The sequence below is a fragment of the Legionella adelaidensis genome (genome assembly GCF_900637865.1).
In the GTDB taxonomy this organism is placed as follows: Bacteria; Pseudomonadota; Gammaproteobacteria; order Legionellales; family Legionellaceae; genus Legionella_A; species Legionella_A adelaidensis.
This window is the reverse complement of the sequence record NZ_LR134433.1, coordinates 293,441-309,629: the sequence shown is the minus strand read 5'-3', so window position 1 is coordinate 309,629 and position 16,189 is coordinate 293,441. Positions and strand designations below refer to the sequence as shown.

Below are 16,189 nucleotides of genomic sequence, written 5' to 3'. Positions count from 1 at the left end.
ATGGAATGTTTAAGCTTTTGTATTGCAAATAAAATTGACCTGGCAAGATTAGATCATCATTATAAATCCACGTTAAAAGGTTATACCTCTTCCAAGCTACGTGATGTTGTAAAAATTAATAACGCTGAAGCAGATGAAACCATTTTTGTTTTTAAAAATGGCACGATAGTATCGTGGGGTGTGAAGCGGTATAAAGTGAACGATTATCTAGAGGCGATTAAACAATTTGCCAATAAACTTGTAACTTTTCCGGTGCATGACGAATTTTCATTTCGTTATAACGATAGAACTACAATCGAACCTCATGATTATTTCGACGTGGATTGTATTGGTATTGAGGCTGAAGGTGAGAGTGAGGAGGTCAAGTTAAGTCTTTCTTACGGGTTTTCTCAATCGGTAAAATTACAATATTTTGAAACTATTATTGAAGCATTAATCGAAAAATATACTCCTTTAATTCATAGCCTTTCTTCTGAGGGTGAAATGGCAGTTACTCGTAATGAGATAAGACAAATTATTGGTGAGATTCTTGGCGCTAAAAGTGAAATGAATTTAATTAGTAACTTTCTCTATCATCCAAAATATTTTTGGCAACACCCAACGTTGGAAGAATACTACATTATGCTAGAACGCTATTTACATATTCAACGCCGTGTTAATGCAATCAATCACCGTCTCAATACTCTCAGTGAAATTTTTGAAATGTTTAATGGCTATCTCGAAAATCGCCACTCTCATAGTTTAGAAGTAATTATTATATTTTTGATTGCTATTGAAATAATATTTGGTGTGGTTAACTTTCACTTCTAGGTGATATGAATTCATCAACAGAAAAGAGACCTTCGTCTTTTTATAAAACGGAAATTCTCGCTGGTATTACTACCTTTTTAACAATGGCTTACATTGTCTTTGTCAACCCAAGCATATTAAGTGATGCGGGCATGGATCAAGGCTCTGTTTTTACAGCTACCTGTCTCGTTACCGCTTTTGCTTGCGCGTTAACTGGATTTTTTGCCAACACTCCTATTGGAGTTGCGCCTGGTATGGCGCTTAATATTTATTTTTCCTACAGTGTCGTTCAAGGAATGGGCATACCGTGGCACCATGCGCTTGCTATGGTTTTTGTTTCGGGCTGTTTGTTTCTTGTAGTGAGCTTAACGCGGTTACGTAGACTGCTCGTTGAAGCTATTCCTGCCAATTTGCAAATTGCGATATTAATTGGGATTAGTTTATTAATTGCGCTTATTTCTTTAGAAAACAATCAAATTATTGTTAGTTCCAAACATACTCTTATGGATTTGGGAAATTTGGGTAGGCCCGAAGCCCTCTTATTTTTTTTAGGGTTTTTTATTATTTTAGTCCTCGATTTTTATCAAATCAGCGGAGCAATTATTTTAGGTATTTTAGCGGTTACTCTTATTAGCTTTTTGTTAGGATTAACGCACTGGCATGGAGTTATGAGTACCCCCCCTTCGATAAAACCTACTTTATTTAAGCTGGATTTCTCAGGGTTTGCGAACCCGTCTGCATTAAAAGCTACATTTGCCTTCTTTTTAATTGCAGTATTTGACGCTACCGGAACTTTAATTGGTTTACTAAATCGTTCCGTTTTTCGAGAGAAAGCTAATTATTCCAATTTGGTTAGTAGAAGCCTTACTGCAGATGCTGCAGCCTCTATAGTAGCGGGAATGCTGGGCTCTTCAAGTACCTCGCCATTTATTGAATCCGCCGCAGGTTTAGAGGCTGGTGGAAGAACCGGCTTAACTGCGGTAGTGATAGCGATTGGCTTTTTGTTGATGTTATTTTTCTATCCCTTAGCAAAAGCTATTCCTTCGTATGCAGTAGGACCAGCACTGTTATATGTTGCTTGTTCTATGATGAGCCATGTTTGTGAGCTTAAATTAAAAGATATTAGTGAGATAGCCCCTTGTATGTTAACGATAATGATGATTCCTTTTACTTCTTCTATTGCTAATGGAGTGGGGGCTGGGATTATTTTATATACATTATTAAAAATACTTACACGTCAGAAAGTAAGTCCCTTAGTTATTATTTTAAGTGTCTTATTTATTCTCTTTTTTATAATTAGTTAACTTCTTTCATTTATGATTATTCAAAATAACCAAGTAACCACGGAACAGCTGAAAGCATTGCAGGAATTAAAAGAAGAATGCTTGCAAGAGGATGGTGCGTCTATCCCATTATATGAGCATATTTTAAAAACACCGCGTGAATTATTATGTAATTTTTTATATGTGCAAAATAATAGATTAATTGGATTTTTAAGTGCTTTTCGCTTCTATACTCATGCTTTTGAAATTGCCTTGCTCGTTTCTCCAGAATTTAGAAAACAAAATATTGCCAGGAAATTATTAAAGAAAGCCATTACGGTTTTACAGTCAGAAACAACCTTTGATACGCTCATTTTTTCCACACCGCAGGGAAAAGGGGAAAAATGGCTCGCCCCTTTTGGGGGAGTCTATCTTTCTAGTGAGTTTGAGTTGGCTCGCAGTGACGCTAATGCCATCGAATATGCAAATAAATTAGTAATAGAGGAAGTAAAAGAAGAAGATATTCCTCACTTGGTAAAAATAGATCATGCTTGTTTCAACAGTGTGACAGAAGAGATGACGCTGCGATTTAAGAAATTAATAGTTGATAGAAGGTATACTGTTTTCTTGGCAAGGTTCGATTCTTTTCCTATTGGCAAGGCGCATATTAGATGGGATAAAAACAAACGCGCGCGTTTTTCTGATATTGGTATCCTGCCAGCTTTTCAAAAAAAGGGATATGGTAAAGAGTTACTTTCTTTTTGTATAAATCATGCCAATAGAAAAAAAGTGTATAACTTATTTCTAGAGGTTGAATCCAAGAACAAAGGTGCGTTAAAATTGTACACGGATTTGGGTTTTCGTCTTACAAATGCTTATGATTATTGGTCCCTTCCGCTGAAGATTTGTATGCCATTGTTAGAATAAGAGTGGGATGCTATTGTATGCTAAAAAGCCTGTAACCTAAATTCGGCAGTAGATTCATCTGCCAAATTTAGGTTTAAAGACAAGTTCTAAAAATAATGAGGATGCCGCATGAAGAAAAGGGTTGTTGTTACAGGAATGGAGATTTCTTCCTCTATTGGCAGCGGTTTAGAGAAATTTTGGGAGAATGCTGTTGCTGGTAATTGTGGGATTAAGCGCATTCAGTCCTATGACCCTTCTCCATATACAACGCAAATAGCCGGTGAAATTACTGACCTCTCATTAACGCATCTCCCGGAGTTTGATAAACACAAGCGCTATCCACGCGCGGCCCAATATTCTTTGTATTGTGCTCATCATGCTATTGAACGAGCTGGATTAACCTCCCAAGAATTACAAAACGCGGGTGTTTATATTGGAACCAGTTTGGGCGGTACGCCTGAATTAGAAGGTGCTTATAAGGCATTTTATACAGAAAACTGGAAAAAGATTCCTGCCTTAAGTGTGATTCGGGGAATGCCCAATTCTATTGCTAATCATATCGCTATTGCTTTCGAGATGGGTGGACCTAATTCTACTATTTCAAATGCCTGTGTTTCTTCTGCAGAAGCAATAGGCCACGCATACCAACAAATTAATAATGGGCATCTCTCCATTGCACTCTGCGGAGGAACAGAGTCGTTAGTGTGGGAAACTATAATGGCAGCTTGGTGTAAATTGCGGGTCATGTCTACACACAATGAAAATCCCGCTAAAGCTAGTAGACCGTTTGATAAAAATCGTGACGGGATGGTAATGGCAGATGGGGCAGGGATTCTAATTTTAGAAGAGTTACAGCATGCGCAAGCACGTGGTGCGCAAATATATGGAGAGATCATTGGTTTTGGTGCAAGTTGTGATGCTTATCATGTAACTGCCCCACATTCCCAAGGCCAGGTTCGCGCTATTAATGCGGCACTTGATGATGCGCGGGTTGCCGTGGGAGATATACAATATATCAATGCACATGGAACGGGTACCCAGTTAAATGACTTAACAGAAACGCAAACTATCAAAACCGTTTTTGGGGCGCGGGCTTATGAAATTCCAATTACGGCGCAAAAGGCAATGACCGGTCATGCTATTGGCGCGGCAGGTGCGATGGAAATTATTGCTACAATTTTAAGTTTAAAAAATGAAATATTATTGCCGACTATTAATTTAGATATTCCTGATCCCTTATGCGATTTAGATTATGTGCCTCAAATTGCACGTAAGAAGCATATTGATATCGCTCTTTCCAATCATTTTGCCTTTGGCGGAGCTAATGCTGCTTTAATTTTGCGCAGATTTTAATGAAAAAACCTTAATAGTCGATACTTCTCAGCACACGCGCTATATACCCAAGATCCTTCAAAATCTAGCATTTTGAAGGATCTTGGGTATAATTCAAAATTTGTGAGAATAGGTTTTCAATGAATGCATCTCTTTCTGAAATTGCCGCAATAGTGCAAGGTATCGTCGTGGGTAATAGTGATCTATGTATTACTAGCCTCTCTCCTATTGATAATATAAAAGTGGGTTCTTTAGTATTTGCAGAAGGTAAAGAGAATCTAAAACAGGCCGAGTCCTCAGATGCTAGTGCTATTTTGGTAACAACTGGGGTAGAGGGAATAAATAAGCCCGTTATCCAAGTCTCTCATCCGTTTAAAGCTTTTATAAAATTGTTAAGCCATTATTACCCTGAAAAAAAGCCCAATCCTGGAATACATAAAACAGCAGTTATTGGTGAAAATGTAGTAATAGGTAATGACGTTTCTATTGCTCCTTATGTAGTCATTGAAGATGGCAGTATTATTGGCGATCACTGTATTATTAAAAGCAATGTTCATATTGGTGAAAATGTGACTGTTGGCAGTCATACTGTTTTGCATCCTCATGTCACTGTTTATAATAATTCTAAAATTGGTTCGCGCGTTATTATTCATGCCTCTAGTGTCATTGGTTCGGATGGTTTTGGTTATACCTTTGATGACGGAGAACATTTAAAAGTTCCACATGTGGGAATTGTTCAAATTGAGGATGATGTAGAAATTGGCGCGAATACGGTTATTGATAGGGCAACACTTGGGGCTACTGTCATTGGTAAAGGGACAAAAATAGATAATCTCGTCCAGGTGGCTCATTCGGTTAAACTGGGCCAACATAACATTCTCTGCGCATTTACTGGAATAGCTGGTAGCACGACGAGTGGAAACCACGTGATTTTTGCGGCCAATGTGGGCGTGAGTGATCACGTAAAAATTGACGATGGAGTAATCCTTGGTGCTAGAGCAGGCGTTCCTCCGAAAAAGCATTTAAAGCAAGGCAATATCTATTTGGGTAATCCTGCCCGTCCGAAAGATAAAGCGATTGAGCAAGAATTGGCAACTACCCGTATTCCTTTAATGCGCAAAAATTTACGTACTCTTAATGAGAAAGTAACGGATTTAGCGGAGCGGTTAGAGCGTCAGGAGAGCAAGTAAGTATGACCTCCCCCTTGGTTTTGGTTGATGCCTCTTCTTATTTTTTTCGTGCTTTTCATGCCCTACCGCCGTTAGTGACGTCTAAAGGTCAACCTACCGGAGCGGTTTATGGGGTGGCCAATATGATAAAAAAACTTATTAAAGACTATCAACCTCAACAAATAGCGGTTGTATTTGATGCCGCGGGAAAAACGTTTAGAGATGAGTGGTATCCTGAATATAAAGCCAATCGTCAAGCAATGCCCAATGAGTTAAGTTGTCAATTTAAACCCTTGTTAAGTTTGCTAGAGGCCATGGGTCTTCCTTTGTTAACGATAGAAGGAGTGGAAGCCGATGATGTGATTGGCACCTTAGCTACGCAAGCGACATTACAAAACATTCCTGTGGTTATTTCTACGGGTGACAAAGACTTTGCCCAATTGGTTAATGAGAATGTAATCCTCATTAACACAATGACCAATGTTATTTTGAACCCGGCAACAGTTAAAGAAAAATTTGGAGTGGCACCTCAGCAAATTATTGATTACCTAACCTTAGTAGGGGATGCCACTGACAATATTCCAGGGGTTAATAAATGCGGCCCTAAGACTGCAGCTAAATGGCTAGCTGATTTTCAAACTTTAGATGAGCTGATCGCACATGCGGATAAAATTACGGGAAAGATTGGTGAGAATTTGCGCGATAGCCTTCGTTATTTACCGCTTTCTAAAAAATTAGTCACTATCCGTACCGATGTTAGTTTACCTATTACAATTGCTGATTTAACTCCTAAAGCACCTCACCGGGAGCGACTCATTCAGTTTGTGCGTGACCTGGAATTTAGAAACTGGTTGAAGGAGTTACTTGAGGAAGAAGAAAAAACGAGTGCCGAGCTAAAAGTTTTAAAACCGCAAGAAATTAATTATGAACTGGTTACTAATCAATCCCAATTTCAATATTTACTACAGACTTTAACCGAATGCTCTGTATTTGCGTTCGATATTAAAACGAATAATGAATTTGCCATGTGCGCAGAGATTATTGGTTTTACATTCGCAACAGAAGCAGAAAAATCATTTTACATACCGGTTAAACACTTAGTCGAAAATCTTTCTTTTACTGCTGGGAATGTAATAGAGAAACTAAAACCCATTTTTGAAAATCCTACAATTAAAAAAATTGGTCATAATTTAAAATATAGCTATATTATCTTGAAAAATCATGATGTTAATTTATTAGGAATAGAATCAGATACTATGCTGGAGTCCTATGTTTTAAATAGTACAGCAGTACGTCATGATATTGATTCTCTGTCGTTAAAATATTTAGGCTATAAAACTATTTCATTTAATGATGTAGTGGGAAGCGGTGCAAAGCAATTACGTTTAGAGCAAATTCCTCTTGAGCCGGCTGGTCAATATGCAGCGGAAGACTCACAAATAATTCTTCGTTTACATAAAGCGCTTTATTCGCTATTAGATGAAAAATTGAAACGCGTACTTCATGAAATTGAAATTCCCTTGCTCACTGTTTTAGGCAATATGGAACGTAAAGGTGTTCTCATTGACAAGGGTGCTTTAGAACGTCATGGTGAGCGGTTAAAGGTAAAAATGGCCGATTTAGAAAAGGAAGCCTGGGATTTGGCCGGCAAGCCTTTTAATTTAAATTCGCCCAAGCAGTTACTGGAAATTTTTTATCACCAACAAAATTTACCCGTTTTAGCAAAAACACCTACTGGACAACCTTCTACAGCAGAGGCTGTATTGCAAGAGTTAGCTTATGAGTATCGGTTACCCGCAGTTATATTAGAATACCGCAGCTTAAGTAAATTAGTTTCCACTTATATTGATTCTTTGCCCAAATGTATTAACGAACAAACCCAAAGAGTCCACACCAATTATAATCAAGCAGTTGCAGCAACAGGTAGGCTATCGTCCAGTGAGCCCAATTTGCAAAATATTCCTATTCGTAATGACGAGGGGAGATTAATAAGAAAAACTTTTAAAGCGGCACCAAATCATGTCATTTTAGCCGCTGATTACTCCCAAATTGAATTACGTATTATGGCTCATTTATCACAAGACCCTAATTTACTCAAAGCATTTTCTTTAGGATTAGATATCCATACCGCGACGGCCAGTGAAATCTTTGATACCTCATTAGAAAAAGTAACTTCTGAGCAAAGACGCAGTGCGAAAGCAGTTAATTTTGGATTGATCTACGGGATGTCTTCTTTTGGCTTGGCTAAACAAATAGGGGTTGAGCGACAAGTGGCACAAGAATACATTGACCGTTACTTTACGCGTTACCCAGGTGTCTTGGAATATATGGAAAGAACACGTAAGCAAGCGCACCAACAAGGATATGTGGAAACAGTTTTTGGTAGACGTTTGCATTTACCAGAGATTAATACCAGAAACCTCATGCGTCAAAGAGCAGCAGAACGCATGGCTATTAATGCCCCTATGCAAGGAACCGCAGCAGATATTATTAAAAAAGCAATGATTGCCATAGGAGATTGGCAAGAGAAAGAGCAACCAAACGCTTGTATGATTATGCAAGTCCATGATGAGTTAGTTTTTGAGGTACTGGAAAAAGAGGTTGAACAGATCAAACCATACATCCAGAAGTTAATGGAAAATACGGTGGAGCTTTCCGTTCCCTTAGTCGTTTCCATTGGTTATGGAAGTAACTGGGATGAAGCGCATTAGTTCTTTTCTACGGACTCTCGATATGTATATTCTATAAATATTGAATGATCTTTTGCTGTACTTCTAACATATGTTCTTCTTCTTTATATGTAAGCCTTGGCCAAAAAAAACCTTTCAGGCCGTCGCCCTTAGAGCGCGGGATGATATGTACATGCAAATGAGGAACACTTTGGCTAACCTTGTTATTCATGGCAATGAAACTTCCCATTGCAGACATGCCTAATTCAACAGCTTTTCCAATTTGTTGCACCAATAAGAAAAAAGGCTGAATTAATTCTTGCGGGAGGTCATATAAAGTTGCATAGTGTTTCTTGGGACAGACTAAGGTATGACCATAGAAAACAGGACGGTGATCTAAAAAAGAAATAAAGTCCGCGTCTTCAAAAATAATAAAAGCTTTCGTTTCACGCGTTATTATAGATTCAACGATGCATGGTATGTTCAACTATTTTCCTTGTCAGAGGGCTTATGCCCGCTTTATCTGCGGGACTGAACGTATATCCCAATACGAAGTGTTAGCTAAATGCAAGAGAGATTCAATGATTGTATCTTCTGAAATAACCTTTGGCCAGCAAGTAAATTCATTAAGTGGTTTATTATGCCTTTTAAATACTTTGGCAAAGGCAGTGCGCATATTTTCACAATCGGTCCAGGCAATAATAGGTTTATGAGGATATTTTTCCCATATGATGCCAGCCAAAGCCGGGCCGTTTACGGAATCACTTGAAGCTAAATTGCCATCCAGAATAATTAAATCAGAACTATTTTCAGCAAGATGCTTTAGGGCTTGAAAACTATGGGTAACAATGGTGATTTGTGCAAATTTATAAATGTTGTTTATTAGTCGATTTAAGCAAAATCCGTTGAAAGAATTGTCCTCTACAATCAATACTTGCATCACTGCTCCCTTAATTGATATAGGGGCAGTATAAAGGGGGAAGCTTAAGGGAAAATTAACGGGTTAAATGTAGGTTGGCGCCGCTAGGCCCAACATTCATTAGCGAGATCCCTTGTTGGCCTAGCGGCGCCAACCTACTTAGAGGGTAAACTTTGTTATTACTTCGGATAATTTATCTGCGGTAAAAGGTTTGAGATAAACTCCATTCATTCCCGCTATTTGGCACTCAGCTACTAGTGCAGCTTCTTGCGTGTGCGCACTGACTCCTACGATTGGAATTGCTTGACGGTGGTTTTGCTTTTCCCAGGCTCGCATGCGGTTAGTTAATTCAATACCAGAGAAATCAGGTAGACCTATATCAGTTAATACTAAATCAAACGTTTCACTAGTAAAGCATTCAAATGCGCTGGTAGCATTAGTAAAAGATTTAAACTGTAATCCTTTGGCTTTTAGCAGATGTTCAGTAATGGTTTTAATAATCAAGTCATCTTCAATAAATAAAACATGAAGGTTTTTATTTAGGTCTTTATGAATTACAGGCGACGCTATTTCTTTGTTGGTAGAACGTACTTTTTTAAACGTAAGCTCAACAAATACAGTAGTACCTTGATTGGGGTGGCTTTCTAAGGCAACTTTCCCCCCTAATTGGTGCACCAGCTTTTTAACTTGGGTTAGCCCAAGCCCCAGCCCTTTATAATCACCCTTATATGAGGGACTTAGACGAAAAAATTCGTCAAAAACCAGCTCTTGCATATCTTCAGGGATGCCAATACCTGTATCAACTATTTTAAATTCTATCGTAGCCGCTTCTTGTGTTTGGGCAACTAAATGAGCTGAAAAAGTAACGCCGCCTTTTTTGGTAAATTTAATTGCGTTGCCAAGCAGGTTTAGAAGTATTCTATGGCATTTCTTTTTATCTCCCTCAATGAATTGCGGTAAGCGCTCATCAATTAACAATTCAAAAAATAAACCTTTACTGTAAGCAGAAGCATATTCGAGATGCTTTAACTTTTTTAAAAATAAAAGGAGATCAAACTTACTATGTTGGGCAGGGTTCTCTCTTTCAATAGTAGCCTCTAACACTTCATTTAATAGAGCAGCAATTTCAGTGGCAGAATTTTTGACGATTTCCAAGCCTGCTGTTATAGAAGCAGTATCAAATGTCCCGGCTTGTATCTCTTGTAAAAGCGATTCGCTCATGCCAACGAGCCCACTTAAGGGCGTCCTTATGTCGTGGCTTATATTAGCAATGAAATTAGTTTGGAGAGTTTCTTTGTTGAGATTAGTTTCCTGCTTTTGGGTTAACCAATGGGGAAATTCACCTTGATGATTTGATAAGGTAGTATTCTTAACAGGCGTTTCTACTGTTTCATTATCATCCATTGTAATTCCACTTACAGGCAATTAATCTGTGTAAAAAGAAGTCATAGTATAGCATAAATTATGGTGTCAACTAGCAAGGGGTACCCCCTGCTAAATTAAATACGAAACTCATGCATAGAAGGATTGGCTTTTTCTAACCTTGCAACACCAGTAACATTGGCAAAAAATGAAGCTTTTAATGTATTATTACTTTGCATTTCCGGGGCGCGTCCCTCTAATTGAGCTCGGGAAATTTTAATAAGTTCTCCTATAACAGGTGCCCACTGCAACGGATGTCTCAATAAACTGAGATCGGCATCTGCAGTTATCTGTCCTAATTGTAGAAAGATAGCAAAATCACTTAATTTCTGCGATTTTAAAAAGGCATAAGAAGGGTGATTATTAACAAATTTGAGCACCAATTCTTTAGGTGTGAGGGTAATCTCTGGTTTTGCGAGCGCTTCTTTAAACAGATTACGAATAAGCTCAACTCTCTCAAGTTGTGCCCCTACCGCTGCCGGAGAGAATAATTTTTTCTTCCGGTGATAAGCCAAAAGTTTAACCGGGTCCAAATTATCTAAACAATTTTGTAACACTTCTTTAGAAAAGGGAATATTCGCTTGTGGGAAACCAGCGAGTGCTAATCTGAAAGGAAAAACGTTATCAAGTAGTATTTCTTTGGTTGGTCCATTTGTCACCAATGTGGATTTAGATACATTGTAATTATCTCCCGGCATAATACGTTCGTGATCAATACTATGTAAATGAACTTCCGCACCAACATCATAAAAAAGCACATTCCCTAGATTGGCATCTTCGCAGCCTAAAATAAGTTGCAATAAAATGCTTTGTTGAAAAGAAGGAATATTTATTTTCCCTAATATGTTCATGGCTACTGCTTTTTTTTGGTAATCACCTTGTGAAAGCAGATACCATTTAAGGCCATCTAAGCCTTGCGTTTGTTTTTGCAAGTAAAGTAATTCTTCTAATCTACCTTCTTTAGCCTGGGTCTGGTAGGTTGCATGTTTTAAGTTAGAAAGAAAGCGTGCAACATTTCGCGCAATATTTTCTGGGTTAACACTTTCATTTGGTTCCCGTCGTTCAGCTACCAGTTGCTCCATTTTCTTTTTAGAAGACAATAAGGGGTTCCCGTCTGCTTTGCCTTTAGTGACTTCATTTAATGGAATTATATGTTCCAGCCCTATTATTTCTGCCATTTCGCGAGCAGCTATTTCATTTAATCCATCAGAAGCACTAACTTTCTTCATAAATAGTTTATCTTCTCCCGTACCCTCTTCCGATGCGGTGTAGGATAGGTTACGATTTAAACTATTACTTGCCGGCTGTATGTTTAATTTTCCTACTCCTGAACGTAAAAGAGGTGCAAAAATTTTCCTGTTAGCATTTTTTCCTTCTAATGATAAAACGTTGCCCTCTAGTATAGGTGCAGGACAAATACAACGTCTGTTCAGATAGAAGTCAATCTGCTCTTTTAACTCGGGATTCTCACTATTTTCTTTAAGATTGAGTAATTTATTATTTTGCTTGGCAAAGAAAAAATCGGAAAGCGCATTAAAAAATTTAAATGTAGTAGCGACAGCAATCCCGGTTACAGCGGCAATGGCAAAAAAAGCAGGCCATGAAACAGGTATAAAAATCGCACTAAGAAGCAGCGTACTGATAAAACTAAAAAAGTATGTCCTGGAGTAATGGCGATTATCTAATCTATACCAAAAATGCCAAAAGCGGTTATATTTAAACATCATGCCCTCTAAAAAAGTTAACAACTATAAATCTTCTACGGTTCCATCAATTGCTGTGGCGTTTTGCCGATAACAGTCGGTAAAACGGCAGCATTTATTGATTTTTGCATAATCCTCTTTTCTATCTCATTTTCGGCAAGTATGCCTACTGCTACACAGTATGAGCCTGATTCATTACAAAAAATGTCTTTTAACATAGAGGAATTAGGGAGGCGCATCTCTTCCTCTTGTGACCAGTTTATGCCGTTAGTGGTACTGTAAATAACCGAACGGGTGACGTGGATGGTATCATCAACAGTCGCCAATCTGCCGACGGCGAAGCAATGATGTGCCGAATCGTCACAAGCAATACTATAAAAAAGCATAGATGGTATGTTCAAAGGAGCTGATTTTGTCCAGTTATTGCCCCCATCTTCTGAAAAGGTAATAAAAGGAGAAACATTGTCGTTAGCATACACATATCCTACCCCTACACATCGCTCTCCTGAGCCATCACAAGTAAGATCAGTAAATGAACTGGGCACCTTTGAACTAACATTCGGTGCGGCTATTTTTGCTCCACTCCATTTAGCCAGATCATTTTCAGAGCCATAGAAAATGGGTTTTGAGGAGTAAGTGTAGCTAAAAATAGAGCGGGTAATAATGGAGTCTCCAACCACGCCACATTTGCTACCCGAATAATTGCAATGCGCACTGGTTAAAAATGTTCCGTGAAACAGATAAGCAGGGGATTGAAACCATGGTTTTTTTAAATTTTCCACCGAAGTCCAAGAAGCTCCTGCATCGCTAGAGGTATATAGAAAGGGTACTTGCTCGCGAGAATTGATTATTCCACCCGCGATAATACAGGTGGCAGCATTGCCGTCACAGGCAATTTTTAAGGAAGTGGATAAAATAAAATAAGGCGCCCTGGTATTTAATTTTTTAGGAAGCGGGAGGACTTTTGGGGCACTCCAATTTTGGCCTCCATCTTGCGAACTGTACACAATAGGCGTAGGAACGCCCTTTATCATGGCGGAGCTGGCTATAAAACAATTAATTCCCCCCTGATCACAATAAGTGCTAACAGGGTTAGGAAATTCTTCGGCGTTTTTATCTATTTCTTCCGGGTTGGCCAGAAGAGTCGGCCCTTGCCAGGTTTTGCCACCATCAATGGTAGAATATACTAACCTGTCCTTGACATGGGCAGAGGAACCAAAGCCTACCCCGATACAATGTGTAGCGCTGTTATCACAATGCACAGATTGCATACGGTTAAAATAGATTTGCATATGAGTGGTGCCGTTATCAAAGGACATAGTTTTTTCAGCAAAGCAAGTAGAAGAGAGCAAAGCGAAAATAATACCGAAGAGGCGCGTCATAGGTTTTCAAATTTTATAAAAAGTGGGCGAAGTGTATCGAATTTTAAGTAAATTTTCAAACGCTTTATATTAAAAATGAACAATTTATTTTTCATTTTATCTTCCAATTTACTATATAATCAATATTGACCAGTGAAATTATGAAAAAAATGGAAATACAATTTAATCCCTCTTTATTTATTAGAAATAAACATTTTCAAACGATTTTTAGTTCTAAATCAGCGCCTGTTGTTGGAAATATGGTGAAGAATGCGCAATATGTTCCAATTAAGGTACGGACCCATGAGGAAGTACATTTAAGCGGCTATTACTCAGCACAGATTAATAAAAAACCGAAGGGGCTCGTTATTCAATTGCACGGCTGGTTAGGCTCTGATAGTTCCACTTATATGATAGGAAGAGGAGAAAGCCTTTATCAAAAAGGCTATGACGTATTTCGTCTCAATATGCGTGATCATGGCACATCTCTTCCTCTTAACAAGGGATTATTTCATGGAGGTCTTTTAAAGGAAGCTTTTCAAGCCGTTAAATATATTGCAGAAACGAAACCTGAATTACCGGTTTATATAATTGGCTTTTCAATGGGCGGTAGTTTCGCTTTGCGCATGGCTTGGCAGCAAAGTATAGAAAATCTGACCATAAAAAATCTGCAAAAAGTTATTTCCGTATGCCCGTCAGTGGATCCTGCGAAAGTGACTGATGCTATTGATAAATCAATTATTTATAGAAATTATTTTTGTAAAAAATGGAAAACCAATCTGAGAGAAAAACAAAGATGTTTTCCTGAACTCTATGATTTTAGTAATTTCCTTACTTTAAAAAGCTGTAGAGAAATGACCGTTGAGCTTATAAAAAAATATTCTGACTATGGGAATATTGACGAATATTTTGCTGACTATAGTTTCTCTGTTGAAAAATTACAGGAAGTTCGAGTCCCCACCATTATTTTAACCGCCGCTGATGACCCGGTAATCCCGGTCGAAAGTTTTCAAAAGCTTAAAAATTTAAATCCCCACGTAACTATTTATGTCACCGAATACGGTGGGCATGTGGGATACGTTAAAGCCTTATCCGGTGATTCCTGGCTTGATGTGGCTTTGCCTTTTTTAATTTCTGCAGAGCCGGATGCAACGAAGGTATGAGCGAGGGGTAGGGTGCCATACCTAGCTTTATTGTTAACCATGGTGTCTCCTTGCTGCTATAGGTACTACTAATAGGTTAAGAAGTGAGTGATTACAAAGATTATACTGTTCTTCATTAAGTAACCTATTAAAGCGACATAGGAGAAGATGGTGAAGGAGCACTTTGGATTCGAACCGGGGAGGGAGTTCCTCCTAGGTTATCGCCGAGCACCCCACCATAATCAGAACCTGGCGTAGACTGTGCACGCGGAGATCCCACCGTTCTGATTGGACTCGCATCGGGAGAAATAAAGCCTACTCTTGCTGCTGTACCAGGTGGTGGCGTAGATGCACCTCCCCCCTGGGCAGTTCCACCCGTAACAGCAGCGTAACTAGATTTAAAGCTCTCTACTGAAGCATTCAAAAGTCCCTCGGGATCTAAAATGGGTTTGCCTTCCGGGCCATTACCACCGGGAAAGATACAACAAAATACCCGCTTTAAACATTCACAAATACTCACGATACATACCTTTTTTTATATTTTAATTTATATTAGCCAACAGAGTTACAGCATGGTGCATTCCATTTCGTATTTTCCAAAGTTGAATCTACCTTCTCAACCAACCCTGTGGACTTTGTTTTATTAAAAAGCCCATGTCCCGTGAGAAGTAAGCTTAGTCCGACTGCAATAAAGCCAAACCCGGTTAAAGCAACCAAAACATTGGCAACTATCACTTTCCACTGTTTACGATGTGTGGCCATCAGCTCATCTTTAGAGTGCAATTTTTCACGAAATGTTTTGACGAAATCAGCTTTAGATTGGGACGAGGGGTTACGTAGGTACCCTAATAGATCATCTTGCAAAGCTTCACTTAAATCAACGATTTCCTCTCCTTTGTAAGGAGAGTCTTTTTTTAGTGTTTCTCCATAGGCAGCCATTTCGCGCAAGCTTTTTAGCAGTGGTTCAACTAATTTTTCACGCTCTGTATCGACTGAAGCATCTAAGCCCGGTGCTTCGGAAGTATGGTCTGATGATAAATCTGGGTCGCTCTGAGGAACATCGAGATCGTCAGTAAGTGTTTGCTCCGGCCCTACCCACGAAGTGGCATCAAGTTGTGGATTTTGTTCTTTAAAGATAGCAATTGCTTCTTTTAAAAAGGCTAGCCATTGAGGATAGTGGGGGTCGCTTTTAGACACAGGCCACCCTTCTATATCAATGTGAAACTCGCGTCTATACCCTTTACCTCTATAGTGATCAGTAAGAGAGTATTTATTAGTAGCGATACGCGCCATTAAAATCATGTATACAAAAAAGCGCTCTTCGATAATTTTTAAGTCATTTGTATAAACTGGTACCTTATCTCCTGGCAATGACTCTATATAAGTCTGAAAGGCGCCTCTCAATCTATTTAAATGCGGAATACGAGGTTCTACACCATCCGTTTTATAAAGGTTTACACAAATATTATCTGCCCGTCGCAGCGATTCATGTTTACTTGGCATTATTTCTCATCC

At 38.7% G+C, this 16,189-nt stretch carries 14 protein-coding genes; 7 read left to right on the top strand and 7 right to left on the bottom strand.

Annotated elements, in window-relative coordinates; all coding sequences use genetic code 11:
- The 6 genes from EL206_RS08910 (at nucleotide 1) to polA (ending at nucleotide 8,169) form a co-directional block, all read left to right on the top strand.
- On the top strand, nucleotides 1-810 hold the full coding sequence (locus tag EL206_RS08910) for an RMD1 family protein (RefSeq protein ID WP_058463013.1): 810 nt from the start codon (nucleotides 1-3) through the stop codon (nucleotides 808-810).
- A 5-nt stretch (nucleotides 811-815) separates the two neighbouring features.
- Nucleotides 816-2,093 (top strand): NCS2 family permease, encoded by a 1,278-nt coding sequence (locus tag EL206_RS08905; RefSeq protein WP_058463012.1) that lies wholly within the window; start codon nucleotides 816-818, stop codon nucleotides 2,091-2,093.
- A 12-nt stretch (nucleotides 2,094-2,105) separates the two neighbouring features.
- Nucleotides 2,106-2,978 carry a GNAT family N-acetyltransferase gene (locus EL206_RS08900; RefSeq protein ID WP_058463011.1) on the top strand — a complete coding sequence of 291 codons (873 nt, stop codon included), beginning with the start codon at nucleotides 2,106-2,108 and terminating at the stop codon, nucleotides 2,976-2,978.
- Between the two features lie 108 nt (nucleotides 2,979-3,086).
- Nucleotides 3,087-4,310: a beta-ketoacyl-[acyl-carrier-protein] synthase family protein gene (locus EL206_RS08895; RefSeq protein WP_058463010.1), complete on the top strand. Its 1,224-nt coding sequence runs from the start codon at nucleotides 3,087-3,089 to the stop codon at nucleotides 4,308-4,310.
- A gap of 119 nt (nucleotides 4,311-4,429) precedes the next feature.
- Nucleotides 4,430-5,479: a UDP-3-O-(3-hydroxymyristoyl)glucosamine N-acyltransferase gene (gene lpxD / locus EL206_RS08890; protein WP_058463009.1), complete on the top strand. Its 1,050-nt coding sequence runs from the start codon at nucleotides 4,430-4,432 to the stop codon at nucleotides 5,477-5,479.
- Nucleotides 5,480-5,481: 2 nt separating this feature from the next.
- Entirely contained in the window at nucleotides 5,482-8,169 is a 2,688-nt protein-coding gene (polA, locus tag EL206_RS08885; RefSeq protein ID WP_058463008.1) for a DNA polymerase I, read from the top strand.
- 31 nt (nucleotides 8,170-8,200) lie between these two features.
- Here polA and EL206_RS08880 read toward each other — a convergent pair whose 3' ends face one another.
- The 5 genes from EL206_RS08880 to EL206_RS08860 all read right to left on the bottom strand — a co-directional run bounded on the left by EL206_RS08880 (nucleotide 8,201) and on the right by EL206_RS08860 (nucleotide 13,553).
- Nucleotides 8,201-8,614 (bottom strand): HIT family protein, encoded by a 414-nt coding sequence (locus EL206_RS08880; protein WP_058463007.1) that lies wholly within the window; start codon nucleotides 8,612-8,614, stop codon nucleotides 8,201-8,203.
- A 21-nt stretch (nucleotides 8,615-8,635) separates the two neighbouring features.
- Nucleotides 8,636-9,067, bottom strand: coding sequence for a response regulator (locus EL206_RS08875; RefSeq protein ID WP_058463006.1), 432 nt, complete (start codon nucleotides 9,065-9,067; stop codon nucleotides 8,636-8,638).
- A gap of 138 nt (nucleotides 9,068-9,205) precedes the next feature.
- On the bottom strand, nucleotides 9,206-10,450 hold the full coding sequence (locus EL206_RS08870; RefSeq protein ID WP_058463005.1) for an ATP-binding response regulator: 1,245 nt from the start codon (nucleotides 10,448-10,450) through the stop codon (nucleotides 9,206-9,208).
- Between the two features lie 95 nt (nucleotides 10,451-10,545).
- Nucleotides 10,546-12,195, bottom strand: a complete 1,650-nt coding sequence (locus EL206_RS08865) for a hypothetical protein (protein WP_131739609.1) — start codon at nucleotides 12,193-12,195, stop codon at nucleotides 10,546-10,548.
- 32 nt (nucleotides 12,196-12,227) lie between these two features.
- Nucleotides 12,228-13,553 (bottom strand): exo-alpha-sialidase, encoded by a 1,326-nt coding sequence (locus tag EL206_RS08860; RefSeq protein WP_058463003.1) that lies wholly within the window; start codon nucleotides 13,551-13,553, stop codon nucleotides 12,228-12,230.
- A 149-nt stretch (nucleotides 13,554-13,702) separates the two neighbouring features.
- Here EL206_RS08860 and EL206_RS08855 point away from each other — a divergent pair, with 149 nt between their 5' ends.
- Entirely contained in the window at nucleotides 13,703-14,695 is a 993-nt protein-coding gene (locus EL206_RS08855) for a YheT family hydrolase (RefSeq protein ID WP_162261886.1), read from the top strand.
- Between the two features lie 127 nt (nucleotides 14,696-14,822).
- On the opposite strand, the gene EL206_RS08850 is transcribed toward EL206_RS08855, so the two are convergent.
- A complete protein-coding gene (locus EL206_RS08850) occupies nucleotides 14,823-15,194 on the bottom strand; it encodes a hypothetical protein (protein ID WP_058463001.1) in 372 nt (123 codons plus the stop codon).
- A gap of 32 nt (nucleotides 15,195-15,226) precedes the next feature.
- Entirely contained in the window at nucleotides 15,227-16,177 is a 951-nt protein-coding gene (locus EL206_RS08845) for a hypothetical protein (RefSeq protein WP_058463000.1), read from the bottom strand.
- Between the last annotated feature and the right edge of the window lie 12 nt (nucleotides 16,178-16,189).